Annotated in this window: 19 protein-coding genes; 8 read left to right on the top strand and 11 right to left on the bottom strand. The window is 59.8% G+C overall.

Annotated features, from left to right (window positions below):
* Window positions 1-184: 184 nt before the first annotated feature.
* The 5 genes from ACLI1L_RS11795 to trmB are packed head-to-tail and all read right to left on the bottom strand — an operon-like array spanning window position 185 to window position 5,064.
* The gene (locus tag ACLI1L_RS11795; RefSeq protein WP_086588540.1) at window positions 185-514 is read right to left on the bottom strand and encodes a DUF3054 domain-containing protein; all 330 of its coding nucleotides are present in this window, start codon (window positions 512-514) and stop codon (window positions 185-187) included.
* Window positions 511-1,527: a YbhN family protein gene (locus ACLI1L_RS11790; RefSeq protein ID WP_086588539.1), complete on the bottom strand. Its 1,017-nt coding sequence runs from the start codon at window positions 1,525-1,527 to the stop codon at window positions 511-513. Before ACLI1L_RS11790 ends, ACLI1L_RS11795 begins: the two co-directional genes overlap by 4 nt.
* The gene (locus tag ACLI1L_RS11785) at window positions 1,528-3,681 is read right to left on the bottom strand and encodes an MMPL family transporter (protein ID WP_411707653.1); all 2,154 of its coding nucleotides are present in this window, start codon (window positions 3,679-3,681) and stop codon (window positions 1,528-1,530) included.
* A 12-nt stretch (window positions 3,682-3,693) separates the two neighbouring features.
* Window positions 3,694-4,287: an NYN domain-containing protein gene (locus ACLI1L_RS11780; protein ID WP_023020053.1), complete on the bottom strand. Its 594-nt coding sequence runs from the start codon at window positions 4,285-4,287 to the stop codon at window positions 3,694-3,696.
* The gene (gene trmB, locus ACLI1L_RS11775; RefSeq protein ID WP_411707652.1) at window positions 4,288-5,064 is read right to left on the bottom strand and encodes a tRNA (guanosine(46)-N7)-methyltransferase TrmB; all 777 of its coding nucleotides are present in this window, start codon (window positions 5,062-5,064) and stop codon (window positions 4,288-4,290) included.
* A gap of 348 nt (window positions 5,065-5,412) precedes the next feature.
* Between trmB and ACLI1L_RS11770 the strand changes: the two genes are divergently transcribed.
* The 4 genes from ACLI1L_RS11770 (at window position 5,413) to ACLI1L_RS11755 (ending at window position 10,418) form a co-directional block, all read left to right on the top strand.
* Window positions 5,413-7,236: a phosphoenolpyruvate carboxykinase (GTP) gene (locus ACLI1L_RS11770; protein ID WP_411707651.1), complete on the top strand. Its 1,824-nt coding sequence runs from the start codon at window positions 5,413-5,415 to the stop codon at window positions 7,234-7,236.
* Between the two features lie 179 nt (window positions 7,237-7,415).
* On the top strand, window positions 7,416-7,730 hold the full coding sequence (locus tag ACLI1L_RS11765) for a lactococcin 972 family bacteriocin (protein ID WP_411708376.1): 315 nt from the start codon (window positions 7,416-7,418) through the stop codon (window positions 7,728-7,730).
* Window positions 7,731-7,795: 65 nt separating this feature from the next.
* Entirely contained in the window at window positions 7,796-9,760 is a 1,965-nt protein-coding gene (locus ACLI1L_RS11760) for a hypothetical protein (protein WP_411707650.1), read from the top strand.
* Between the two features lie 4 nt (window positions 9,761-9,764).
* A complete protein-coding gene (locus tag ACLI1L_RS11755; protein ID WP_411707649.1) occupies window positions 9,765-10,418 on the top strand; it encodes an ABC transporter ATP-binding protein in 654 nt (217 codons plus the stop codon).
* On the opposite strand, the gene ACLI1L_RS11750 is transcribed toward ACLI1L_RS11755, so the two are convergent.
* A complete protein-coding gene (locus ACLI1L_RS11750; protein WP_411707648.1) occupies window positions 10,399-11,166 on the bottom strand; it encodes a class I SAM-dependent methyltransferase in 768 nt (255 codons plus the stop codon). The two genes, ACLI1L_RS11755 and ACLI1L_RS11750, sit on opposite strands and share 20 nt — an antisense overlap.
* A gap of 24 nt (window positions 11,167-11,190) precedes the next feature.
* Here ACLI1L_RS11750 and ACLI1L_RS11745 point away from each other — a divergent pair, with 24 nt between their 5' ends.
* Window positions 11,191-12,300, top strand: coding sequence for a glycosyltransferase family 4 protein (locus ACLI1L_RS11745; RefSeq protein WP_411707647.1), 1,110 nt, complete (start codon window positions 11,191-11,193; stop codon window positions 12,298-12,300).
* Here the strand turns inward: ACLI1L_RS11745 and ACLI1L_RS11740 are convergent.
* Entirely contained in the window at window positions 12,215-13,633 is a 1,419-nt protein-coding gene (locus ACLI1L_RS11740) for a hypothetical protein (protein WP_411707646.1), read from the bottom strand. The two genes, ACLI1L_RS11745 and ACLI1L_RS11740, sit on opposite strands and share 86 nt — an antisense overlap.
* Window positions 13,623-14,780, bottom strand: a complete 1,158-nt coding sequence (locus tag ACLI1L_RS11735) for a DUF3068 domain-containing protein (RefSeq protein WP_411707645.1) — start codon at window positions 14,778-14,780, stop codon at window positions 13,623-13,625. The genes ACLI1L_RS11740 and ACLI1L_RS11735 overlap by 11 nt, the downstream gene beginning before the upstream one ends.
* A 9-nt stretch (window positions 14,781-14,789) precedes the next feature.
* Here ACLI1L_RS11735 and ACLI1L_RS11730 point away from each other — a divergent pair, with 9 nt between their 5' ends.
* The gene (locus ACLI1L_RS11730; protein WP_411707644.1) at window positions 14,790-15,950 is read left to right on the top strand and encodes an acyltransferase family protein; all 1,161 of its coding nucleotides are present in this window, start codon (window positions 14,790-14,792) and stop codon (window positions 15,948-15,950) included.
* Here ACLI1L_RS11730 and ACLI1L_RS11725 read toward each other — a convergent pair.
* The 3 genes from ACLI1L_RS11725 to ACLI1L_RS11715 are packed head-to-tail and all read right to left on the bottom strand — an operon-like array spanning window position 15,871 to window position 19,668.
* The gene (locus tag ACLI1L_RS11725; RefSeq protein WP_411707643.1) at window positions 15,871-18,939 is read right to left on the bottom strand and encodes an alpha-(1->3)-arabinofuranosyltransferase family protein; all 3,069 of its coding nucleotides are present in this window, start codon (window positions 18,937-18,939) and stop codon (window positions 15,871-15,873) included. The genes ACLI1L_RS11730 and ACLI1L_RS11725 overlap by 80 nt on opposite strands.
* Window positions 18,940-18,941: 2 nt before the next feature.
* A complete protein-coding gene (locus ACLI1L_RS11720; protein ID WP_005325448.1) occupies window positions 18,942-19,139 on the bottom strand; it encodes a DUF2613 domain-containing protein in 198 nt (65 codons plus the stop codon).
* Window positions 19,140-19,161: 22 nt separating this feature from the next.
* On the bottom strand, window positions 19,162-19,668 hold the full coding sequence (locus ACLI1L_RS11715; protein ID WP_411707642.1) for a universal stress protein: 507 nt from the start codon (window positions 19,666-19,668) through the stop codon (window positions 19,162-19,164).
* A gap of 58 nt (window positions 19,669-19,726) precedes the next feature.
* Here ACLI1L_RS11715 and ACLI1L_RS11710 point away from each other — a divergent pair, with 58 nt between their 5' ends.
* Window positions 19,727-20,887 carry a glycoside hydrolase family 3 N-terminal domain-containing protein gene (locus tag ACLI1L_RS11710; RefSeq protein WP_086589089.1) on the top strand — a complete coding sequence of 387 codons (1,161 nt, stop codon included), beginning with the start codon at window positions 19,727-19,729 and terminating at the stop codon, window positions 20,885-20,887.
* A gap of 34 nt (window positions 20,888-20,921) precedes the next feature.
* Window positions 20,922-22,610, top strand: coding sequence for a VanW family protein (locus tag ACLI1L_RS11705; protein WP_411707641.1), 1,689 nt, complete (start codon window positions 20,922-20,924; stop codon window positions 22,608-22,610).
* Window positions 22,611-22,907 lie beyond the last annotated feature (297 nt).

The following is a 22,907-nucleotide window of genomic DNA, read 5'->3' as shown; positions in this document are numbered from 1 at the left end:
TGATTAGCGATAGGAATATAAAGTCCCAATCCTAGTCAAGGAGTTATTTATGATTCTATCTAGTGCTGTGGATATCATCAGCGAGATCATTGGTTTCGTTGCCGATATTCTCAATCAGGCAGGCGTACCGGTAAGCTCCAAGTAAAACGAGCAAAAAATAAGGAGGGTTTAACCCTCCTTATTTTTATTTGCGGGCGAAAAGCCGCCAGCCGAAGAAGAATAGCGCGGACATGACGGATGCCACGATGAGGAAGCTCCAGTGTGGGAGTCGGCCGTTCACCAACATCCACAGGGCCATGCCGCCCACGATGGTGCTTAACCAGACGACGCCGCCTTCCTTCCATTTGCCCTGCACCTTGGTGGCCAGGATGATAGCCCAGCCGATGAGAGCGCCGATGGCCCAAGGCCAGAAAGCATCAACCCAGGTGGAAAAACTTAGCCCGCCGTGGGCGAGGCGGGCAGCCACAGCAAAGAGCATCAGGGCGATGATATCGATGACGGGGGCGATTCTCATGCGTTTTCCTTTCGATTCAAGGCGGCGTAAGTAATGCCCTTGCGAGCATAGTGCCAGAAGTAGATTACCCAGCCAATGATGGTGATAAGGGCAAAGGAAATCAGACGATAAATGATTGCCGCGCCGGTTGCATCTACCGCGGTCATACCGGTGGCAACCAGGGTAGCGATAATGGCGGCCTCTACCGTGCCCAAGCCGGCGGGCGTGACCTGGGCGGAGCCGGCCAGCTTGGCGGTAAGATACGCTAGCGCCACACCGGCCATAGTCGTGGTGTCTTCACCCGCATGCAGGGCAGGGAGGTGGCCGGTTACGGCCCAGACACAGCCCCAGAGCGAGACCATATCGATGAGGCGGTTGGCCAGGGAGTAAAAGGAAACCCAAGCGAATTGGCGGCGGGTGAGGTGAACCTCTTCCAGATTCTTTACCTGGTCCACGATGGCTTCGCGCTTGGAGCCCTTAACGAGCTTCTGGCGGTTGAGCCAGCGAATGATGGTATCTGGGTGATTGGTCAGCCAGAAAAGGCCGCCGGAAAGCGCCAGCATGAGCACTAGGGTGCCGATGAGGGACCACAATGCCATGTCGGCATTGAGGAAGAGCACGCCGCCCAAGCCGATGAGTACGAGCCACATGGTGGAAATGGCCGAAGACAGCACGAAGAACCACCCACAGAGCATGACGGAAGCACCCCACGTGCGCTGCACGTAGAAGGTGAGGATGGCGGAAAAGGCCGGGCCCGCTGGAAGCGTGGTAGACCAAGCATTAGCCGCCAGCGTGAGGGCGGCCGTCTCTGAGGCTGGTACGTGTACGCCGCCAGCGCGAATGAGCAGGCGCATAACCTCGCCCATGGCAAGGACTGCCACGATTGAGGCGATGACTACCAGTGCTACGGCAGCCGGATCAGAATGAGACAGCCGCGAGAAGCCTTCGCGCAGGAAGTCCAGCTCATCGCGGAAGACATAAATCAGGATAAGCAGGACGATGAGCGAGGCGATAAGCCGCAGCCAGTTCTTCACTTATTTATCTCCTTCGAGGCGTTGTTTGAGCTCAGAGAAGGGAACAGTCTTGCCGCGGTGTCTAGCGCCACCAGTCAAAGCAGTAGTGGCGTGGCGCAGCCAGCTAGGTGCCCACCAGTTATCTTCGCGCAGCAGGTGCATGACAGCGGGGACAAGGAGCATGCGGACAATGGTGGCATCGATAAGCAGGGCAAAAATCATGCCATAAGCGATGTATTTCATCATCACGATATCGGAGAAGCCGAAAGCCCCACAGACCACAATCATGATGAGCGCCGCCGCAGTGATGATCCCACCCGTATGCGCGGTGCCGGCCGCAATGGCCTCATCGGTGGTGGAACCACGCCGTCGCGCCTCTACCATGCGGGAGACCAAGAAGACCTCATAGTCGGTGGACAGGCCGTAAACAATGGCGATGATAAGCACCAAGATGGGGCTCATGAGCGGGCCAGGGGTGAAGTTGAGGGCGCCCGAGCCAAGTCCAGCGACGAACATCAGGGTCAAAATGCCCAGCGTTGCTCCCAGGGTCAAAAGCGTCATCACGATTGCCTTGAGCGGGAGCACGAAGGAACCGAAGACCAACGCCATGAGCACGAACGTGGCTAGCACCACGTAGAGTGCCATCCACGGCAGCTTATGGAAGAGCGCATCAAGGGATTCCACTTCCATGGCAGGCGTGCCTCCCACGTACAGGTTCACGCCCTCGGGTGCCTTTACTTGTTCCAGTTCGTGGACAATCTTCGCGTAATCATCGCGGTCTTTAATACCGGCGGAAAGAACTGTCGTGCCGCCCTTGGTGGCTGTTGTCGGCGCCATGGGCTCGGTGAGGCCTTCGAGGCCACGGACTTGCATGACGACGTCGACAAGCTGCTGGTTAGACGCATTTTCCACGACGAGCTTTACCGGCTCCGTGCGGAAGGTAGGGAATTCCTCATTGAACTTATCCTGCGCCACACGGGTTTCCTGGTTGGGCGGTAAGTAAGACTCGTTGATGCCGCCGAAGGTGATACTCATGATGGGCAGGGTAAGTGCGATAAGCAGGCTGCACACGGCGATGGTCAACCCGCGGGCATGGCGCATTGCCCACAGCGGCAGCTTGTACCACCAGGTGTCTTCGATGGTGCGCGCAGTCCGAGAGGTGCGGCGCACAGACCAGGTATCGATCTTGGGGCCGAGCATGCCAAAAATTGAGGGCAGGACGGTGACCGAAAGCAGCGCTGCTAGACCCACGGCGGAAATGGAGCCATAAGCCACGGACTTCAGGAAGGCTTGCGGGAAGAGGAAGAGCCCCGAAAGTGCGACGGCAACCATGGCTGCCGAGAAAACCACCGTTTGGCCGGCAGTCGCGGTGGTGGTAGCAACGGCCTCCTCGGTGGAGCGACCCTTATCCAGCTCTTCGCGGAAGCGCGAGACCATAAAGAGACCGTAATCGATGGCTAGGCCGAGGCCCAGCAGCGTGACAACGGCTTGGGCGAAGACATTGACCTGGGAAAATTCCGCCAGGATGGACAGGATGCCCAGCGAGCCCAGGATGGAGAGGCCACCGACCACAAGCGGCATGCAGGCCGCAACGACGGAGCCAAAAACCACCAGCAGGAGGATGCCCACCAAAGGAAGCGCGGCCTTTTCGGCGCGGGAGATATCGTGGGACATGCCATTATCTAGGGCATCAGCAACTGCGGTAGCGCCCGCGATTTCCACTGGGGCGGAGGTATCCGTAAGCGCGCCTTGGATGGTGCGGAAATCCTTGAGTGTTTGCTCATCATCGCCTTTAAGACCGATGGCGGCGAAAGCTAGGGAGTGATCGTCATTGACCAGGTTGGGGTTCTTCGTATCGAAGTAGCTGGTCACCGAATCAATCTGCTCGGGATACTCTGCTTTCAGCTGCGCCAAGTGCTGCTTGGCGGCGTCGAAATTTTCATCGGGGGAGTGGAAGAGCAAGATGACATCGCCGGAGTTATCGCGGCCAAAGGTTTCCTCCTCGATCTGGGCCGCGCTTGTCGACGCCGCATTGGGATCCTCCCAGCCCTCTTGGCTCATGCGGTCTTCAAGCTGCAGGCCAAAGCCTACGAAGAGCGCAAGGATGGCAGCGACAACGATGGCGGGGATAAGCCGGCGGTGCGCATAGGAAAAACGTCCCCACTTTTCAAACATTGGGGCAGCCTCCTAGCGGTTATTAAGCAGGGCCGCCAAGGGACGGAATGGCTGCAGCCATGCACCACCCTCGGGCAGGTTATCCAGATTCACGCGCGGTAGCGGTTCGCGGAATACGCCCTCGATGTCTTCTAGATCCACAAAATTGATATCCGCGTGGCCGACGGCCCACGCGGCGTGCTCGTGGAATCCCAGGACCGTAACCGGAATCCCCGCGGCGATGAGCTCTTCCAAAGGCTCTTGGAAGTTCTGGCCATCGGCGGAGGCGACAATGACACCGGCCAGATCCGCACGAAGATTGTCGATGTGGTCGAGCATATCCGGATCCACGTCGTCGTCTTCGTGGATCTTGGGCTTGGCAAAAACACCGAAGCCTACGTTGCGGATGGCTTCTACCCATGGGCGGATGACATCGGCGCCGCCCGGGGTGACATTAGTAAAGACATCGGCGCGCGGTTCCGCATCAACATCTTGAGCAAGGTGTACAAGCCAGCGGCCGATGGCGTCGAAGCGCGGGCGGTGTGCGGCGGTGGGGCGGCCGCCGAGCAGGGAGCCTAGGCCCATGTCCATATTGGGCGCATCCCAGACAAGTAGGTAGGTGCTCATTTATTTCTTCTCCCAGAGATACTCCGTGATGACGTGTTCTTTATCTAGGCCCTTGCCCTCAAACTTGGTGATGACCTGACGGTCCACCAACTGTGGGCACTCTGGCCACGGCCAGCCCTTGTAATCCAGGCTCGGCTCTACTTCAACTAGTTCATCGATCCACTCGGCATATCCGGCGTGGTCGGTAGCGACGTGCAGCACGCCGCCTTTCTTTAACCGGGAAGCAAAAAGGTTGAGTGTGCCCGACTGGATGATGCGGCGCTTGTGGTGGCGGGCCTTTGGCCAGGGATCTGGGAAGAAGATGCGGATGCCATCAAGGGATTCCGGCGAAAACATGCGCACCATGACTTCGATGCCATCGCCGCGAATCATGCGGATATTGTCGATGCCCTCGCGCTCGATTTGGCCCAATAGCTTGGCCAGGCCCGGCTTGTAGAGCTCGACGGCGATGATATTGGTATCGGCCTCCTTCGGCGCCATGGCGGCGGTAGAGGTGCCGGTACCGGAACCGATTTCCACGATGGTCTTGGCGCCGCTGCGGCCGAACCAGGAAGCGAGATCTATGACCTCGTCTTCCAGCACGCGTCCGAGCTCCGGCCAGCGCTTTTCAAAAAGCTCATGCTGGTTTTCGGTGAGCGTGCCGCGGCGGAAAGTCACGTTGCCTAGACGTGGGTAATCAAGATCGTTGTCGAATACGGCATTGAAGTCGGTCTGTGGTGGGCGCCCTGGAGGCATTTCTCCAGCGCGGGTGTTTTGAGAGTTATCTGTGTTATTCATTGCGGACTATTTTTCCCTGCTTAGCCTTGCCAAGCAATACGCCGTGCCGTGGGTCACGTGTGGCGAGATCAATCCTGGTATAACCAGTGGGGCCGGTTGGGGGTGGGGATGATCGTTTTGGGCGCCGCCGGGGAGGGGAATAGACCCCCAGACAGGGGGGTGGCAAAAGGCGATTTTTAACACAGTATCTGTGGTTGCGCTTGGTGAAGTTCTGGTAAACGCGGTGGATATAACCAGTGTGACAAAATCTGCGCAAATTATTCGGACAAGCACGTTAATCTTGAGGTGGAAGGCACAGTTGGGGATTCATTTCCCCACTTTTCACACCCACCCTCAGGAGAATTACTAATGACCGCCACTATCCCAGGGCTCGTCGGAGAGCTGCCGACTAAAAACGAAAAGCTTATCGGCTGGATCAGCGAGAACGTTGAGCTTTTCCAGCCGGACCAGGTGGTCTTTGTAGACGGCTCCCAGGACGAGGCTGACCGTTTGGCCGCAGAGCTGGTGGAAAAGGGCACGCTTATCAAGCTGAATGAGGAAAAGCGCCCTAATTCCTACCTGGCTCGCTCCAATCCTTCTGACGTTGCCCGCGTGGAATCCCGCACCTTCATCTGTACCGAGAATGAAGATGGCGCCGGCCCGACCAATAACTGGGCCCCGCCAGCTGCGATGAAGGAAGAAATGACGGAGGCATTCCGTGGCTCCATGAAGGGCCGCACCATGTACGTGGTTCCCTTCTGCATGGGCCCTATTAGCGATCCGGAACCAAAGCTGGGCGTGCAGCTGACTGACTCCGCCTATGTGGTGCTCTCCATGCGCATCATGACCCGCATGGGTGCGGAAGCCTTGGACAAGATTGGTACCGACGGTGATTTCGTCCACGCCCTACACTCCGTGGGCGCCCCGCTAGAGCCAGGCCAGGAAGATGTGGCGTGGCCATGCAATGACACCAAGTACATCACCCAGTTCCCAGAGACCAAGGAAATCTGGTCCTACGGTTCCGGCTACGGCGGCAACGCCATCCTGGCGAAGAAGTGCTACGCGCTGCGCATCGCTTCGGTTATGGCCAAGGAAGAAGGCTGGATGGCTGAGCACATGCTCATCCTGAAGCTCACCAACCCAGAGGGTAAGAAGTACCACGTTGCGGCCGCCTTCCCTTCGGCATGCGGCAAGACCAACCTGGCCATGATTACCCCGACCATTCCGGGTTGGAAGGCTGAGGTCGTCGGTGACGATATTGCCTGGCTGCACCTGCGCGAGGACGGCCTTTATGCCGTAAACCCAGAAAATGGTTTCTTCGGCGTGGCCCCTGGCACCAACTACGACTCCAACCCGATTGCCATGCAGACCATGGAGCCGGGCAACACCATCTTCACCAACGTTGCGCTTACCGACGACGGCGATGTCTGGTGGGAGGAGATGTCCAAGGAGGCGCCGGAGCACCTCATCGACTGGACCGGTCAGGATTGGACTCCGTCCTCCTCCACTAAGGCTGCGCACCCGAACTCTCGTTACTGCGTCCCGATTTCCCAGTGCCCGAGCGCCGCTCCGGAGTATGACGATTGGCAGGGCGTGAAGATCGATGCCATCCTCTTCGGCGGCCGCCGCAAGACCACCGTTCCGCTGGTAACCCAGGCCTTTGACTGGAACCACGGCACCATGATCGGTGCCCTGCTGGCTTCCGGCCAGACCGCTGCAGCAGAGGGCAACGTCGGCACCCTGCGCCACGATCCGATGGCTATGCTTCCGTTCATGGGCTACAACGCCGGTGACTACCTGCAGCACTGGATCGATATGGGTGAAAAGGGCGGCGACCGCATGCCGTCTATCTTCCTGGTTAACTGGTTCCGCCGCGGCGACGATGGTCGCTTCCTGTGGCCGGGCTTCGGCGAGAACTCCCGCGTGCTCAAGTGGATCATTGACCGCATTGAGGGCAATGTTGAGGCCGAGGAAACCGTCGTGGGCCACACCGCTCGCGCCGAGGATATCGACCTCGAGGGCATCGACTTCGATATCGAGGACGTTCGTGCCGCTCTTGCCGTCAATCCGAAGGACTGGGAAGGCGATATGCAGGATAACGCCAGCTACCTCAACTTCCTGGGCTCCCGCGTGCCGTCCGAGGTATGGGACCAGTTCCACGCCCTGAAGGAGCGCGTAGAGAACGCCTCTTAAAAACTAGGCTCAGCTAGCCCCCAGCGACGGCATTGTCGCTGGGGGTTTTCGTATTGCTTTACCTAGATATAAAAAGTAAACAATAAGTTAATATTAGTTAATAAAAATGAAACTCTTTATCGTTAATGATGACAACTATTAATAATTATGAAATTATTTTATAGGCCCGGAAAACGGGTATTTCATTTCGGAAAAGGAGAGAAATAGATGCGGAAAAAAGTCTGGCTTCCGCAGCCGCTGCTTTTGTACTAGGTGCTGGTGCGCTTGGGGGAACTGCTTTGGCAGGAGAACTTGTCGATGGGGGTATGTGGGAACACGGTAAGGGTGGAGGCCGAGTGTGGTCGAACTACCACCATCCCAGTGTTAATCACGGTAGTTCTGTGAATGGCCACCAGTACGTTGACTCTGGCTGCCAACCGGCTAATACGTGGGCCCGTGCGCAGGCATCATCTCGTTGGCTCGGGGCGGATGGCGCTTATTACCGCTTGTGTTAATAGAAGGTAAGCGTCACAAGGGTCGCCGTCATTGGCGACCCTTGCTTTAGTTAAGGAAGTATTTCATGAAAGAAGGCGTTAGCCTTTCTCAACGAATTCTCGCCGCATTTTGCGTACTATCCGCATTGTTCTTGGGGTATTGGGCATTTGCGATGACGCAGTCGGAGGGAATATTTGAAACCGGCTCTTTTATCAACGTCGGATCGAATGATGGTCAGGGCTCTGAAATTCTTGCTGCACTCGATGAGGCTGCGCAATCGAAGGGGGAGCGCATTGCAGTGGAGCTCGAGCAACCGGACCATACCGACGTCTACGCCGCTGGGGACTTTGGTAGCAGTTGGTACGACACGATTGCGCCGGGCAGTCCAGTTCGCGTACACGATCTGTCGGAATTACCGGATGAGGATCCGCGTCAGCTTCTACAACTGTCCGGAGGCGAGGATTTCAAAAATACAGTGTATGGAATTCTGGATGCCCACAGCGCGCAGCATCAGGAACTCGAAAGCCTAGAATGGTCGTTCCTTTTCACGGATACCGCGCTAGCCGGAATTTATTTTTTGATTCTGGCCACGTGCTTTGCTGTCGTCGTGGCCGGTGCGATCGCGCGAACCAGGGATTATGCCGTGTGGCAGCTCATGGGACTATCGCCTAGGGCCATTTTCGCACGTGAATTTCGGCGTTCTTATGCAAGTGCATTTCTTGGCGCACTGGCTATCGGGGCGCTGGCGCTGGTGCTGTGCGCAGTATTGGTTTCGCCACGGGTAATGCTGGGGATTTTGCGCTACTCGGCAGTCTTTCTGTTTCCTCTTCTCGTGGTCATGGTGGTGGCATTCCTCCTGACTACATGGGCGTGTAAAAAGCTAGCGTTGAGGGATCGGCTCAAAGGGAAGCTGCCGCAGCGCAGCACCGTGGCAATTGTCGTCTTGTTGAAACTCGTGCCCTGTATTGCAGCTGTAGGACTCATAGCCCCAGCACTAAACCACCTGCATGAAGTAGAGGTGCAAAAAGGCGTTGGTAACTTCTGGAAGCAATCCGATGATCTTCAGCTCCTGGAACTTTCAGGAGCGCGTGATAGCGATGGCATCGTAGATTCAACACATAAGTTAGCCGAGCTTGCGCGGGCTAAATCTGCAGTTGGTCAGTTTCAATATGTACAGTTTTCTGAGGACTCACCGGCAGAGTTCGGCGGAGTCGGCCGGGATATGCTCAGTTTCAATTACACGGCAGCGATGCGTTCGGTGGAAGGCCCACTGCGCGAGAAATTGCAGAATAATCCGCCGCACGAGCCCACAAGGTATATTCCGCGAGGACTGGAAGGCATTGCAGATTCGGTCCCGAAGGACTTCTATTGCAGCGAGCACGAATGCCCAGTGGAGATCCTCGATAGTGATGACTTTGACGTAGCTACTTGGCAGATAGATGAAACTGGTTGGGGAGAACAGGTAAAAACTGCGGGACCGGTGATGACCATCTATCCGGACGACCAGCTGCCGTCAGATAGAACCATTGTTGCCGGCATGACTCAGAATGGCACGGGCTTTCTGGGTGAGTTTCCGCCTGAGCTTCGCGATGACCCGGACCTTAGCAACTTCGTTTTGAAAACCAACTCGGCTGCACATCTTTGGGCCAAAGGAAACGCGTCGCTGCGTGCCGATACCGTTGCGTTGGTTCTCGGTGTCATCGCTGCGGCTTTGATTGCGCTAACCATGGCGGTCATTGCGGGCTTTTTGTATCGAAAGTTGTTTGCACAGCGGCTTCGCGTCTACCGCTTCATGGGAATCCCTATGGCTAGGGCGTATCGATATTTGTGGCTTGCTGACGCCGCAATCTGTTGTGTCACCATCGCTTATTTATGGTTTAAAGGCGGCCAAGCACGAGAGTTGGAACGGATGAATAGTATGCCCGCCGTTGTCGCTCAGCTGAAAGTAACGCCAGAAGCAATGGCCTACGGGGTTGGGCTTTCGATTCTTGTGGCCGTCGTTTCGGTAGTGACAATGGTGCACATCTCATATCGGGTAGGAAAGAGATAGAAAAATGAATGAGGCCGTAATAAAGATTCGGGAAGGTCGCTACTCCATTGCTAAGCGCACCTTGTGGTCCGGCGTGGATTTAGATATCGCTCCAGGGCAAGTGGTGGCATTGACCGGGCCTTCGGGGTGCGGAAAAACCACGCTATTAAATTGTTTAGGCCTTCTGGACTCGCTCAGCGGCGGAAGCATGGAAGTGCTCGGTCACGATGCTACGCGTATGAAAGAAAGGCAGGCGCGAAAAGTACGCCGCCACGATATTGGCTATCTATTTCAGGATTTTGCACTGGTTGATACCGATTCGGTTGCCGATAATTTGGCCGTCGCATTGCCTCCTAAAACTCCGCAGGCTAAGAAAGCAGAAATTATTGCCGGTGCGCTGGAACAGGTGGGCTTAGCTGGGCGAGAGAAAGAGAAAGCATTTTCCTTAAGCGGCGGCGAACAGCAGCGAGTTTCTTTTGCCCGTATCTTGGTACGCACCCCGAGCCTCATCTTGGCGGATGAACCAACTGCGGCTCTCGACAGTAAGAACAGCGACCGCGTGCTGTCCCTGCTACAGGAACAAGCCGCCGCTGGTGCTGCGGTCATCGTGGTGACCCACGATGACCGAGTCCGAGATCAATGTAGCGAGGTATTCGATCTCAGCGCGTATTGCCATTAAAACTCTTAGGCTGCAATACCAATGTCAGGTTAGAAACCGCGAATTCCCGCACACCTGGCACGCGGGTTAGCCACCAAGCCCAGCTGGGGTGGTAGCGGGGGAAGGCGAGTTTGAGCGCGCCGGTGCGCTGTGCCCAGTGGAGGCCGGCGGAGCAGGGGACGTCGAAAAGCGAGGTGCCAAAGACATTCTTGGGCGGGTGACCGTGGCGGCGGGTATAGCGATCGCGGGCAAAGTCACCGCCAATGTAGTGCTCCCATAGGCCGGTCTCGTGGCCGCCAAAGGGGCCGAGCCATACCGTATAGCTCAGAATGGTCAGGCCACCCGGGCGGGTCACGCGCAGCATCTCCTCGCCCATATCCCAAGGATTGGGGATGTGCTCTGCCACATTGGAGGAATAGACCACGTCAAAAGAGTCATCGGCAAAGGGAAGGTTGGTGCCGTCCCCGCGCACCGAGTTGCGCAAGTGGATGCCAGCCGCAGACATTTCGCCAGCATCCGGCTCTAGTCCCACATAGTGGGCGCCGCGCCGGGCAAAAGCATCCGCAAAATAGCCCGGTCCGCCGCCCACATCGAGCACCCTCGCCCCGGGAAGCTGGACGCCCAAGTCGCGGCCGAGGTTATCTACCAGTGCGGCCGTATCTTCCGCTAGCCCACCGTAGAAAATCTCGGGGTGCGTCTGCTCAAAGCGAAAGGAACGCAACAGCTGCAAGGAGCGGCGCAGCGTGGCCATCTCACGGGTATGTCTCATAACCCACTAGGCTAATACCTCACAATGAAGATTCTTTTACTATGCTGGCGCGATTCCACCCACCCGCAAGGCGGGGGCTCGGAGCGCTACTTGGAGCGCGTGGGCGAATACCTCGCGGCGCAGGGCCACGAGGTGGTTTTTCGCACCTCCAAGCACATGAATGCCGCGCGCCGGGAGGTGCGCGACGGCGTGCGCTACAGCCGCGGCGGCGCCAAGTTTGGCGTATATCCACGCGCGTGGGCGGCGATGCTGGCCGGCCGTTTAGGGCTGGGTGACCTGCGCGGCGTGGATGCGGTCATCGATACCCAAAACGGCATTCCTTTCTTCGCCCGCTTGGTATCTGGAGCACCGACGGTGCTGCTTACCCACCATTGCCATCGCGAGCAGTGGCCGGTGGCAGGCCCCCTTCTGGGCCGTCTCGGCTGGTTCCTTGAGTCCCGGGTGGCTCCGCGTGTGTATCGCGGCGCTCCTTATGTCACCGTTTCTGAGGCTTCCCGCGAGGATCTAGAGGCACTGGGAATTAAGGGTGCACACATCATTGCCAATGGCCTGGACCCGGTTCCGGACCATGTGCCTTCCCTGGAACGAGAGGCCGACGTGCACTTGGTAACGCTCTCGCGCCTGGTGCCGCATAAGCAGATTGAGCATGCCATGGATACGGTGGCGCAGACCCCGGGCGCGGTCCTGGATGTCATTGGCTCTGGCTGGTGGGAGGCTAACCTGCGTGCCTATGCCGAGGAACACGGCGTCAGCAGTCGCGTGCGCTTCCGCGGCCAGGTAACCGAGGACTATAAGCATGCCTTGCTCGCCCGTGCCGATGCCCTGCTCATGCCCTCCCGCAAGGAGGGATGGGGATTGGCAGTTATGGAGGCCGCCCAACATGGTGTTCCCACCGTTGGCTATACGTTTGGCCTGCGTGACAGCGTTATTAACGGCGAGACTGGCATTTTAGTAGAGCGCGAGGAAGACTTCGTGGCGGCCACCAAGCAGCTGCTTGCCGACGCCCCCTTACGCCGCACCCTCGGCTCCAATGCGCGCGATTTTGCCGCTAGTTTCTCGTGGGAGAAGACCGGCGAGCAATTCGCGGAATTGCTGCAAGGGCTAGTAGCGGACAAGCCATCCACAACGCGCTAAGCGCCCATGGAACCTCGGGCCGCGGCGCATCCGTTTCCGCGACTATGACACCGTCGACCACGACCACACCGACACCGATCTGTTCCAAGCGGTTCATATCGTGGTCTTCCCACGCACGCAGCGCCGCCCGGTACTGCGGCGAAGCCTGATCCACCACGGTCCCGTCTACGCTCAATTCCCCCGATTCCACCATGGCGACCGCCTTGGAATAGGGATCTACCGCCACACCGCCAGGCACCTCTACAAGGTTGGCGCGCTCTGGAAAGAAGGCCACGCGGCCGTCAATCTCGCACACCAGCTGCTGATCTACTCCCGTATCCCGCGGCGCGAGCACCGCTAGCCGCCCCGGAACCGGAATCAGCTGCACGGCCGCGGCCACGGTGGCTAGTGCTGCTGGCAGGTTCGGCAGCGCACCCAGCGAGGCCACGTACAGCGGCAATGCCAGCATGGTTAGCTTCCCGCTATCGCGCAGTAGCGCGGCCCCTGGTACGTGATCGATGGACCACACCAACGCGCCGGGAACCAGCCAGAAAAACATCGCCCCGCCAAGACCAATAGCTGCCAGTATGCTCAGCCGAACGGGAACTCGCCACGCCCCGAGCAAGGCGATGATCGCCACGATGACACCGCATATCGCGAACCCGATGGCTGCCTGTGCATTCCAGATGCCGCCCAAGCGCAGCAGCGCGCCCCCGGTGCCGACGTGCTCTTCCGCTCGCGGGGCAAACGCGGCCACCGCTGCAGCAGTATCGCCGGGCGCAGCGGGATAGAACATGCCCGGAACGGCCCACGGCAAGCACAGGACCACGCCGCCAAGTGCTACCCGCTTGCGGCAGGTCACCGCCGCGGTCACCACGGCAAAGAGCCCACCCGTAGGGGTAAATGAAGCACCCCACATAGCCAGCCACGCCACCCAGCTGCGCTGCTTTCCTGCCCACGCGATGACCGGTAGCAGCCACGCGGCCACCGCAAGTGACCACTGGCCTTGGAGGAGGCGCTCGATGACGAAAGGATTGGCCACCGCCATCCCCATCGCGCTCACCGCGGAGGCTGTGGAGCGAGCCCAGCGCGCCGCGGTGAGCGCGGAGGACGCCGCGGCGGCAAAAATGAGCACCCGCGCCGCCCACGCGCCGCCTACTACAGCCAAGAAGCCGTCTTGCGGGGCATTGCGGGCAGGCAAACTGCCGCCGCCGAAAGCCGAAGGGGAAAGCGCCGGATGGTCAAGCAGCGCCATATCGCGCCACAGGAACTCACCGGGCAGGGCGAAGGGCCAGCACACCGCGGCCACGAGGATGAATCCCCAGGCGAGGAGTACTAGACGCTTAGCCTTCACGGTGGCGGCGCATGTACATATAGGCAGCACAGAGTAATAGGCCGACGCCGATGGCTTTGCCCGCCCAGCCGACGACCATCAAGGCACGAATGGTGCGAATGACCGGACGCACCTCGTCGAGGCGCTCCGCGCGAGTGTCATCGGACCAGCGCATATCGGCAGCGAAGATGGAGCGATCCTCCGTATCGTCATTGGCCACCATGGTGCCGGCTTGTTTTTCGTCGGCAGCGAAGAAAATCTTGATATTCTCCCGCAGATCCACCATGGTGCCGGTGGTGGGTTCCACGGAGATATCGCGGCCGACGGTATAAAAAGGTTCCACCGTGACCCGGTCAGTGGGATCTAGGCCGAGGAGCTTGCGCGAGTCTTCGTCATAGAATCGCTTCGCCGGACCAGAGATGCGGAAGTCCTTAGCGGCCAGCTGCTTTTCGCCGCTACCGGAATCGACCGCCTCGGTGGTGATGTTTCTGCGCATATCGGCCAGGGAAATGGGCTGAATATCGTGGTGGAAGGAATAGGTGGGGATACCGTCTAACTTCTCCGTAGTGGTGAAGTCCACCGCCGTGGAGGATTGCGAGGCCAGATCGAAAAAGGGATAGGAGCGCTGCTCGGTTCCCGAAGGGAAAAAGTAGTTGATGCCATCTCGTTCGAAATCTGTGCGGGCCATGCCCGTATCCACTGCCGGCAGGAGGAATTCCCATTTATCCTTAGGGGCCGCCACTGGGTAGGTGGATTCTCGGTTCAACACGGAGTGCTCGGTGATTTGGGCGAGCGGAGTCTCGCCGGCTAGCAGGCGCGATAAAGAATCAGAGTGAGCGAGCGCATCGTTTTCTGCCACCTCAGCGGTCGTGGTGTTGCGCTCGATGGTGAGCAGGTCATGGTGCAGGTAGCACCAGATGGGTGCCTTCTTTTCCTGGCACTGCGGATTCTTGCTATCGCCTGTGGCCTTGGCGCCGGCGATAAAAGCGGGCGCATCCATCCACACGCCGGTGGACGGTGCAGTGACAGTGTTGATGTTTTGGTCGAAGGCGAGGGGCCGAGTCTGATTGTTATACAACGGCGGCACCACGGTACCCAGCACCAAGAAAATGACGGCGGCAATGACAACCCACGCTAGTGGCGAGCGTGGCCAAAGGTAGCGTTTCATTGCAATAATATGTCCAATCAGTTTCAGGTCGATCCGGGGTTAGGAGCAAGCGTGCAGCCGCAGGCATCTGTGAAAAGCGTACCCCAGCATCTGCCGGAGCTAGACGGTCTACGCGCGGTCGCCTCCCTTGGAATCATTGTCACCCACGTGTCTTTTCAGACCGGAACTGGGTGGGGGTTTGCCGGGCGCTTCGATTTTTTCGTCGCCGTTTTCTTTGCACTCAGCGCGTTCCTCTTGTGGCGCCGACGCGGCTCGCACAGCTTAGCCGGCTATGCGCGCTCGCGCGTGGCACGTCTGTTGCCGGCCTATTATGCCTGCGTGGTGGCGGTGATGCTCCTGCTTCCCGACGCCCACTCACTCACCCTCACCCAATTGCTGAGCAACCTGACTTCCACGCAAATTTATGTGGTCGACGGGTTGGCCCCAGGTCTTACCCATCTGTGGTCGCTGTGCGTGGAGTTCTTCTTTTATCTCTTCTTGCCTGTGCTGGTGTGGCTGCTTGGAACGCTGCCGCGGCGCTGGCGCATTGCCACCATTGTCTTGGCAGGAGTGCTCAGCTGGGCGTGGGGATTCGTGCCCTTTGTAGCCGATTACGCCAAGGACCAGGTCAACTCGCAGATCTGGCCGCCCGCGTATGCCTCGTGGTTTGCCGTGGGAATGGTGGCCGCCGAATGCGAAGAGGCCGGCATCAGTCGGCGAGTGCAGCGGGTGCTGCGGCCGCGCTGGGCGTGGTGGCTCGCGGCGGCGGTGGTGCTGTGGGGTGCCAGTCGCGAGTGGTTTGGGCCGCAGGGGCTTATCCATCCCGAACCCGCGGAATTTTCTCGCCGCATCATGGCGGGCGCGGCCTTTGCTGCGGTCGTAGTGGTACCGGTGGCACTCGCCCCGCGGGAGAAATCTTGGCTGACCAGCCCACTCATGCAGGCACTGGGTACATGGTCCTATTCCATTTTCTTGTGGCATGTGGCCATCTTGGGTCTGGCCTTTCCCCTTACCGGGGTGCCGCTTTTTAGCGGGAAACCCCTGGACTTTTGGGTCATTCTGGCCGTGACTGTGGTGGGCACCGTGGTGGTTTCGGCCGCTAGTTATACGCTCATCGAGCGTCCCGGCCGGGATCTTCTCCTCGGTCGGCGGCAAAAAGACAGGCCACGCCCGCGGCACACAAGCAGTTAAGCAAGAGCGAATCACCCGCATAGGAACCAGACGTCCACGGCGCGCGGGCGAGGATGGCTCCGGCCGCAGCGACTACACCGGGGGCGAGATAGGCGCGCGGGATGGTGGTCCAGCGCACTACCAACCACGCGGCCACGGCCGCCACTGCGGCCGGCCAGCCGGTAAGGGCCAGTGCACCAAGTGCCACGGCGGCCGAGACAGCGCCCCCACGCGGTGCGCGCCAGGTGGGCCGGGACGGGCGGCGCGCGGCCGCCAGGAGGCACAGGCCGAGCGTCAGCAATCCCAAGGAGCCGCCCAAGAGGAGGGTGGCGCGATAGATCGGCTGGGCGGTAAAGGACATATGGAAGTCGCCAGATAGGCCGGCTGGAATGACAAAAGCCTGGGTGGCGGCGTCGATCTCGCGCGGGGTGAGCTCTTCATTGTCCAAATACCCGCGCAGGCCCTTATTAAAGGCGCGTCCGGTGACCAAGAGGCGGTCTTCCTCACTGGCTTTAATCGAGTATCTAGTGGGTTCCGAGGGCTCCGGCGGGTGCCAGCCCACCTCGCGAAGGCTCACCCACGGCCCAGTGGTGCGCACGCGGTGCGTGCCGGGGCTCAGGGTGAGGGAATCGCCGGGGGCGTAGCGGTGGGCGTCGATAAGCACGGGCTTGGTGGAATCTACCTTTACCCGCATGGGGCGCGGCGCGGTGAAGTCGCGGATGAGCACGCCGGTATCTTGCAGCATCTGTTGGAAGAAGAATTGGTGCACATCGGGGGAGGTATCCGGCACGGTCACCACGCGCTCGACCGGCTGGCCTTCTACCCCTAGTTCCGCGATGCCGGTGCGGTGGGACAATTCCACGCGGATGGCCTCGGTATCGCCGCCGGGAACGCGGACCTCCTGTGCATGAAAAGGCTTGAGATCCACGTCCACCGCGGCACTGCCGGAGCGCACCGTAACCGTAGTGGCGCTGGTGGCCATGAGCTTTAGACGCGGTTGGGTGAATTGACCGCGCAGCTCAATCCACCCGGAGTCATCGCCCGGCGCGGGCCACCACGCGGTGGAATTCTCCCCATCCACCGCGGCCGTAGCGGACTTGTGCGGTTGGGCCCCGCCAAAGGCCGTGGCATCGGCTGCCGAGGAGGAGACCGCCACGGAACCGCCGTGGGTCTCGACCTGGCTAAGAGGCCCCGCGGAAGGATAATCGCGCAGACGGTTATTCACGTGGCTGGGGTCGTTCGCGGCCAGGGGTGCGGAGACGGGGCCATCGAGGGTGCCGTAGTTGCGGTCCGTGAGCGTCGGGGTATCGGTGACGATATCGGCGTCGCGATCGACGAGCTGTCGGGTGGTGGGGGTGGAGTGGGCGTCGAGAAGCGCCAAGGCTTCCCCGCCGCCGGCCACGCGGACTGGGTCTGTGGGCCCTAAGGACATGCCGGCGTGGTTGAGCAAGATGACATCGACCTCGCCGAAGCGGTGGACTTCGCCGCCAAATTTACTGGCTAGGGCCTCGTCCTCACCGGTGAAGAGATCGTGGCGCACCATCACCGCGCCGATGCCGAGGCGCTGCAGGGAACGCACGCCGGTGGCCGGATCTTCCTTGAGCGCGGCCATCACACCGTCGAGCCCACGGATGGCCTCTGGTGGTACGAGCGGAATGGCATCGCGCACGGCCCAAGGGACATCGAGCAACGGCTGGGCCGGCTCATCCCGCGTCCACCCCCAGGTCTGCCGGGCAAAGGACGCCTCGGGGTAGATGAGGGTGCGAGTATCGGTGGCGTGGGTATTGATAAAGTCCGTGGCCTCGTGCCAATAGGAAGGCACCTCTTTATAGGCACCCAGCGGCAGCAAGCGCTGCGACCATGCCGGGGAGATGACCGCGATGCACAACAGCAGCGTCAGTGCGCCTAGCGTCTGCTTTTTGGTCGGGCGTAAGCTCCTTGGCAGCGGCAGGTTCGCGCAGGCTCGCGCCACGCCCAAAAGCAGGGGGATGCGCACCAGCGGATCGAATTTATGCAGGTTGCGCAACGCGGCCAGCGGACCATCGAGAGCATCGAGGTACCACGCCACCTGGCAGCCCAGCACCGCGATGCCCACTACCAACATGACGGACCACACACGCGGCAGTTTGGTGAGTCCGTAGATGCCCACGGCCGCGATGCCCATGGTGACCAGCGCGAAGAAGGATTCGGTAGCCAGCGCATTGCCCGCCACGCGCTCGGTATCTACAAACGGTGTCCAGCTCGTGGTTCCGCGCAGAATTTCTGGCAGGTTGAGCCAGCGCGTGGTCACGCGAGCGGATTCGATGAATTCCGTAAACGGCGGGGCATAGCGGCCGAGTACGATAAGCGGGCCGATCCACCACGCCGATACCGCCAGGCACCCTAGGAGCCAGGCCGCGCCGGGTTTGAATGCGCGGCGGTAGAGCAGGATTATTGCCGCCGGGGTACAAGCCGCGATGGTGGCTGTAGCATTGACCGCGCCCATAAGCGCCACGGGGATGGTGGCTGCGGCGGCATCGCGCCACGTGAGCTTGGCATTGAGGAAGGGCAGGATGACCCAGGGGGCGAGCATGACCGGCCAGGTCTCGGAAGAAATGGCGCTCAGGGTAGAAAGCGCGCGAGGGGAAAGCGCGTAGAGCATCGCCGCCACCCAGACCCACCCGCCGCGCAGGCCTACCTTGCAGGCGAGCTTATGAAAGCCGATGAAGCCAACGCTTAAGACCACCAGCCACCACAGGCGCTGGGCCAGCCAATCGGGCAGTGGCTGGGTCAAAACGAAGAAGGGCCCCTGGGGGAAAAGATAGCCATAGGCCTGATTCTGTAGTTGTCCCAGGGTAAAGGTATCCGTATAGGCGCTCAGCGCCCCGCGGAGAAAGTGCAGCGGATCGGCCGCCAGATCATGCTTGGTATCGGCGGCCGTCAACCCCCACGGCTGCACGAGGAGGATGAGCGCTAGGGCAAAGATCCCCAGCGGGTAGGGGCGGGCGAGCCGCCCGCGGAGGGTACGCACACCTAGTTGCGGGATCCGTACTCAGGGCCGCCCAAAACCGCATCGGAAGCAGAAACCGCATTGCCTTCTGGCACGGTATCGGTGCCGGAGAATTGCGCGATGCCGATGATGGTGATGACGCCGAGCGCGATGCCCACAACAGCGCTACCGATGGCGGGGCCAAGGGTGCGCTTGTTCAAAGAATCGGTTTCCAGAGCCATGGCTAAAAATACTAGCAGCTATTTAGAAGTATTCTGCCTCATCATCGTCCGCGTCTTCCTCGTTTTCTTGCGGCACGATAAAGACGGGAAGGCCGGCATTGCGCACAATCTGATCGGCGGTGGAGTTGGTCCACCAGGCGCGGAAACCTGTCAGGGCGCGGGTGCCGGTCACGATGACATCCACGTCCAGCTCGTGTGCTGCATCAATGATGGCGGAGGAAATAGTGGTGGCAGATTCCACCAAGTGGGCGCGGCCAGCCAAGCCCAAGCTTTCGGCTAGTTCGATGCCCTGGCGGCAGATTTTCAACGCTTCCTCGTAGGCCGGATCCTCTTCGACGCCATCGGGGGAGACGGTGGACTGGTGCATTCCAGTGCGGCTGACGGCGCGGGCGGTCTGCCGGGCTACCGGCTCCCAGGCGGTGAGGATTTCCACCGTGGTGGGCCGCAGCAGCTGGGCCGCGTACTCGAGGGCGCGGCCGGCTCGTTCGGTGCCATCGTAGGCAATTAGCATTGTCTCGCCGTTACTCATGTGGCTAGTCTACCCACCGTTTCAGACAGAAGGCGAGGAATATTGCACACTGGAAGGCATGAAAACTCCGCGCATTCTCGCCAGCCTTGCCCTCGTGACGGCCTTGGGCGCCTGCTCCACCTCCCCTCAGGAGGACGCCGAGAGTCAGGACTCCACCACCCCAGCGGCATCGAGCTCACCGGCCGCGACGCAAGAAATGCAAGAAGAGACTTCGCAGGAAGCAGCCCCGCAGCAGGACATCCGCGCCATGGCCGCCTCCGTGTTGATGCCCCCGGTCACCAATTACGACGATGCCAAGGCCAAACTAGATGCTGGTGTGGGCGGAATCTTTATCCCCAGCTGGGCGGATCCCAACCTGCTGCAGGAAGAGGGCCGCGATATTAATGCCCTGCGCCAAGAGGTAGGCCGCGACTTTGAGGTCTCCATCGATTTTGAAGGCGGGCGGGTGCAGCGTTTCTCAGAGATCTTGGGCGAGTATCCTGCACCGCAGCAGATGGCAGCCGAGCGTTCCCCGCAAGAGGTGGAACAGCTCGCGCACGAGATTGGTACCACTCTCAAGGCTCATGGCATCAACGTGGACTTCGCGCCGGTGCTCGATGTCGATGGCAATGGCCTAGAGGTGGTGGGCGATCGGTCCTTTTCCACCGATCCTGCCCAGGCAGGTGAATACGGCGCAGCCTTTGCGCGCGGGTTGGATTCAGCCGGGGTCAAGGCCGTATTCAAGCATTTCCCGGGACACGGACGAGCATCTGGCGATACCCACCTGGCCGAGGCCGTTACCCCGCCGCTGGAAGAGCTGGAGGGACACGAGTTCATTCCTTTTAAAACCGCCCTTCCCCAAGCGCCGCATGCCGCGCTCATGATGGGCCACCTCGCCGTGCCCGGTTTGGGCGATGGCCAGACTCCTGCCTCTATGCTGCCGGAGGCTTATGGCTTGGCTCGCGAGACCCTGCAGTACGACGGCCCTATCTATACCGATGACATCGGCGGCATGAAGGCGATTGCGGATTCGCTCCCGCTTGCCGACGCCGTCGTGACCTCCCTCAATGCCGGTGCCGATATGCCCCTGTGGTCCACTGAAGGCGATATCAATGCGGTAATCGATGCCGTTGTCGGTGCCGTGGATGAGGGTCGTCTGCCGCGCGAGCGCCTCGAGGACGCGGCCTGCCATGTCAGCGTTCCGCCGGCCGACGTTGCACCCGAGGCCGCACAGGACTAGGAAAAATACCACTAAAACCGTTAACCTTTAAGGCGTGAAAAAGGCAGAAGGAAAAAACGGTGCTAAAGGCTGGCTCATCGCGCTCGGTGTATTTGTCGGCCTTGTCCTGATCGCGGGCATTGCTTATGCCTGGGATGTCGCGGCAAACCAGGACAAGATTCCGCGCGCCGTTTCCGTCAACGGCGTGGACATCTCTGCCATGGATCGCACCGCCGCCGTGGAGAAGCTCGAAGATGAGCTCGCGGGCGTAGAAACCGAGCCCGTGACCGTTACCTCCGGTGACCTCCACACGGAACTCGTCCCCTCCGAATCAGGCCTCGCCCTGGATAATCAGCGAGCCGTAGACAATATTGAGGAGCCTTCCCTCAACCCTTTCACCCGCCTGTATAGCTTCTTCCGTTCCACCCGGGATATTCCGGTAGAGACCAACGTAGATGAAGCCCAGCTGCAGCCTGCCTTGGAGCGGGTGAAGAAAAACCTTTCCACCGACCCTGTCGATGGCATGTTGGAGCTTAACAACGGCGAGCTCAAGGTCACCGACCCGAAGCTTGGCCAAACCGTGGATGCCGGCTCCTTGCACAACGCGGTCACGGAAAACTGGCTCGATTCCGAGGGCGTGGACGTGGATCCAGAAGAGGTAGAACCGGCCATTAATGATGCGGCCATCGAGGCCATGCGCACTGGCGACGCCGCTAAGGCGCTGGATAATCCCATTACCTTGAAGGCTAAAAATAATGTCACCGCTACCTTGAATAAGCCGGAAATTTCGCAATTCACCAGCATTGAAAAGAAGGACGGCAAGCTCAAGCTCGCCGTGGATACCAACCGCGCGCAAGAGCTGTTGGCGGAGCGCTCTGAGGGCGCTGATGTGCCCGGCGTGAATGCCAAGATTTCCTTCAATGGCAACGACAAGCAGGTCACCCCGTCCGAAGATGGCGAAATCATCGACTGGGAACCGACCATGAAGGATTTTGACAAGCGCGTGACCGGTGATGACCGCGAGTGGGACGCTACCTATAAGCCGGACCCAGCCAAGTTCACCACTGAAGATGCCAAGAAGGCGACCTTCAACGATACCGTCGGTGAGTTCACCACCGAGGGCTACTCGGCTGCCTCGGGCAAGAACATCGAATTGGTGGCCCAGCAGGTCAACGGTGCCGTGGTCAACCCGGGCGAGACCTTCTCCCTCAACGGCCACACTGGCCCCCGCGGCACTGCCCAGGGCTACGTGGAATCCGGCATCATTATTGATGGCCACTCCGGCTCCGCCGTCGGCGGCGGCATCTCCCAGTTCGCCACCACCTTGTACAACGCTGCCTACTTTGCGGGCATGGAAGATACCGCCCACACCCCGCACTCGTACTACATTTCGCGCTACCCCGCCGGCCGCGAAGCCACCGTTTACGAAGGCGCCATCGACCTGCAGTTCACCAATACCTTCAATACCCCGGTCCGCATTGAGACCGACTTTGGGGGCGGCAAGATTACCGTGCGTTTGAAGGGCACCAAGACCGTTGACGTCGAGTCAGTAAATAACGGCCGCTGGGCTAAGACCGACCCACAACCGATGTCCGTGCCCGGCAGCGACTGCTCGCCTTCCTCTGGTGCGCCAGGCTTTACGACGTCCGATACCCGCATCATCAAGGACCTCGGCGGCAAGGAGCTCTCCCGCGAGACCACCACTACGGTCTATGACCCGCAGCCCATCGTTCGCTGCAGTTAGCGGCAGCTTCTTGCGCTAACGATTTTGATGCGCGGCAAAATTCAGACAAGGCGTCCTTTGACTTTAAGCCTTCGCCGCCAGAACTGAGTAGCTTGGGACAATCTCAAAAGCTGTATTTTCGCTGTAAACGGTTGCAGCTAATATCCAGCATGGCGTAAGCTAACACTCGGCGATTCACTGCAAACCGTAAGTATGAAACCGAAATTCCAACCAATCCAGCCGGGTTTGCACAATCCCGTGGCCTAGCGAAGTGAACATCCCAAGACCTCCCCTTAACCGAAATGTCCATCGTGGAAT

The sequence above is a fragment of the Corynebacterium sp. LaCa117 genome (genome assembly GCF_046717765.1).
In the GTDB taxonomy this organism is placed as follows: Bacteria; Actinomycetota; Actinomycetes; order Mycobacteriales; family Mycobacteriaceae; genus Corynebacterium; species Corynebacterium kefirresidentii.
The sequence above is the reverse complement of the archived record's forward strand: the minus strand, read 5'-3'. Positions and strand labels throughout refer to the sequence as shown.

Bases quoted from the DNA above. Each gene is read 5' to 3' on its own strand.
- trmB (WP_411707652.1), bottom strand. From the start codon at position 5,064: ATGAATAACACAGATAACTCTCAAAACACCCGCGCTGGAGAAATGCCT.
- ACLI1L_RS11770 (WP_411707651.1), top strand. From the start codon at position 5,413: ATGACCGCCACTATCCCAGGGCTCGTCGGAGAGCTGCCGACTAAAAAC.
- ACLI1L_RS11715 (WP_411707642.1), bottom strand. From the start codon at position 19,668: ATGAGTAACGGCGAGACAATGCTAATTGCCTACGATGGCACCGAACGA.
- ACLI1L_RS11720 (WP_005325448.1), bottom strand. From the start codon at position 19,139: ATGGCTCTGGAAACCGATTCTTTGAACAAGCGCACCCTTGGCCCCGCC.
- ACLI1L_RS11755 (WP_411707649.1), top strand. From the start codon at position 9,765: ATGAATGAGGCCGTAATAAAGATTCGGGAAGGTCGCTACTCCATTGCT.
- ACLI1L_RS11750 (WP_411707648.1), bottom strand. From the start codon at position 11,166: ATGAGACATACCCGTGAGATGGCCACGCTGCGCCGCTCCTTGCAGCTG.
- ACLI1L_RS11735 (WP_411707645.1), bottom strand. From the start codon at position 14,780: ATGAAACGCTACCTTTGGCCACGCTCGCCACTAGCGTGGGTTGTCATT.
- ACLI1L_RS11760 (WP_411707650.1), top strand. From the start codon at position 7,796: ATGAAAGAAGGCGTTAGCCTTTCTCAACGAATTCTCGCCGCATTTTGC.
- ACLI1L_RS11730 (WP_411707644.1), top strand. From the start codon at position 14,790: ATGTCCAATCAGTTTCAGGTCGATCCGGGGTTAGGAGCAAGCGTGCAG.
- ACLI1L_RS11745 (WP_411707647.1), top strand. From the start codon at position 11,191: ATGAAGATTCTTTTACTATGCTGGCGCGATTCCACCCACCCGCAAGGC.
- ACLI1L_RS11785 (WP_411707653.1), bottom strand. From the start codon at position 3,681: ATGTTTGAAAAGTGGGGACGTTTTTCCTATGCGCACCGCCGGCTTATC.
- ACLI1L_RS11795 (WP_086588540.1), bottom strand. From the start codon at position 514: ATGAGAATCGCCCCCGTCATCGATATCATCGCCCTGATGCTCTTTGCT.
- ACLI1L_RS11780 (WP_023020053.1), bottom strand. From the start codon at position 4,287: ATGAGCACCTACCTACTTGTCTGGGATGCGCCCAATATGGACATGGGC.
- ACLI1L_RS11710 (WP_086589089.1), top strand. From the start codon at position 19,727: ATGAAAACTCCGCGCATTCTCGCCAGCCTTGCCCTCGTGACGGCCTTG.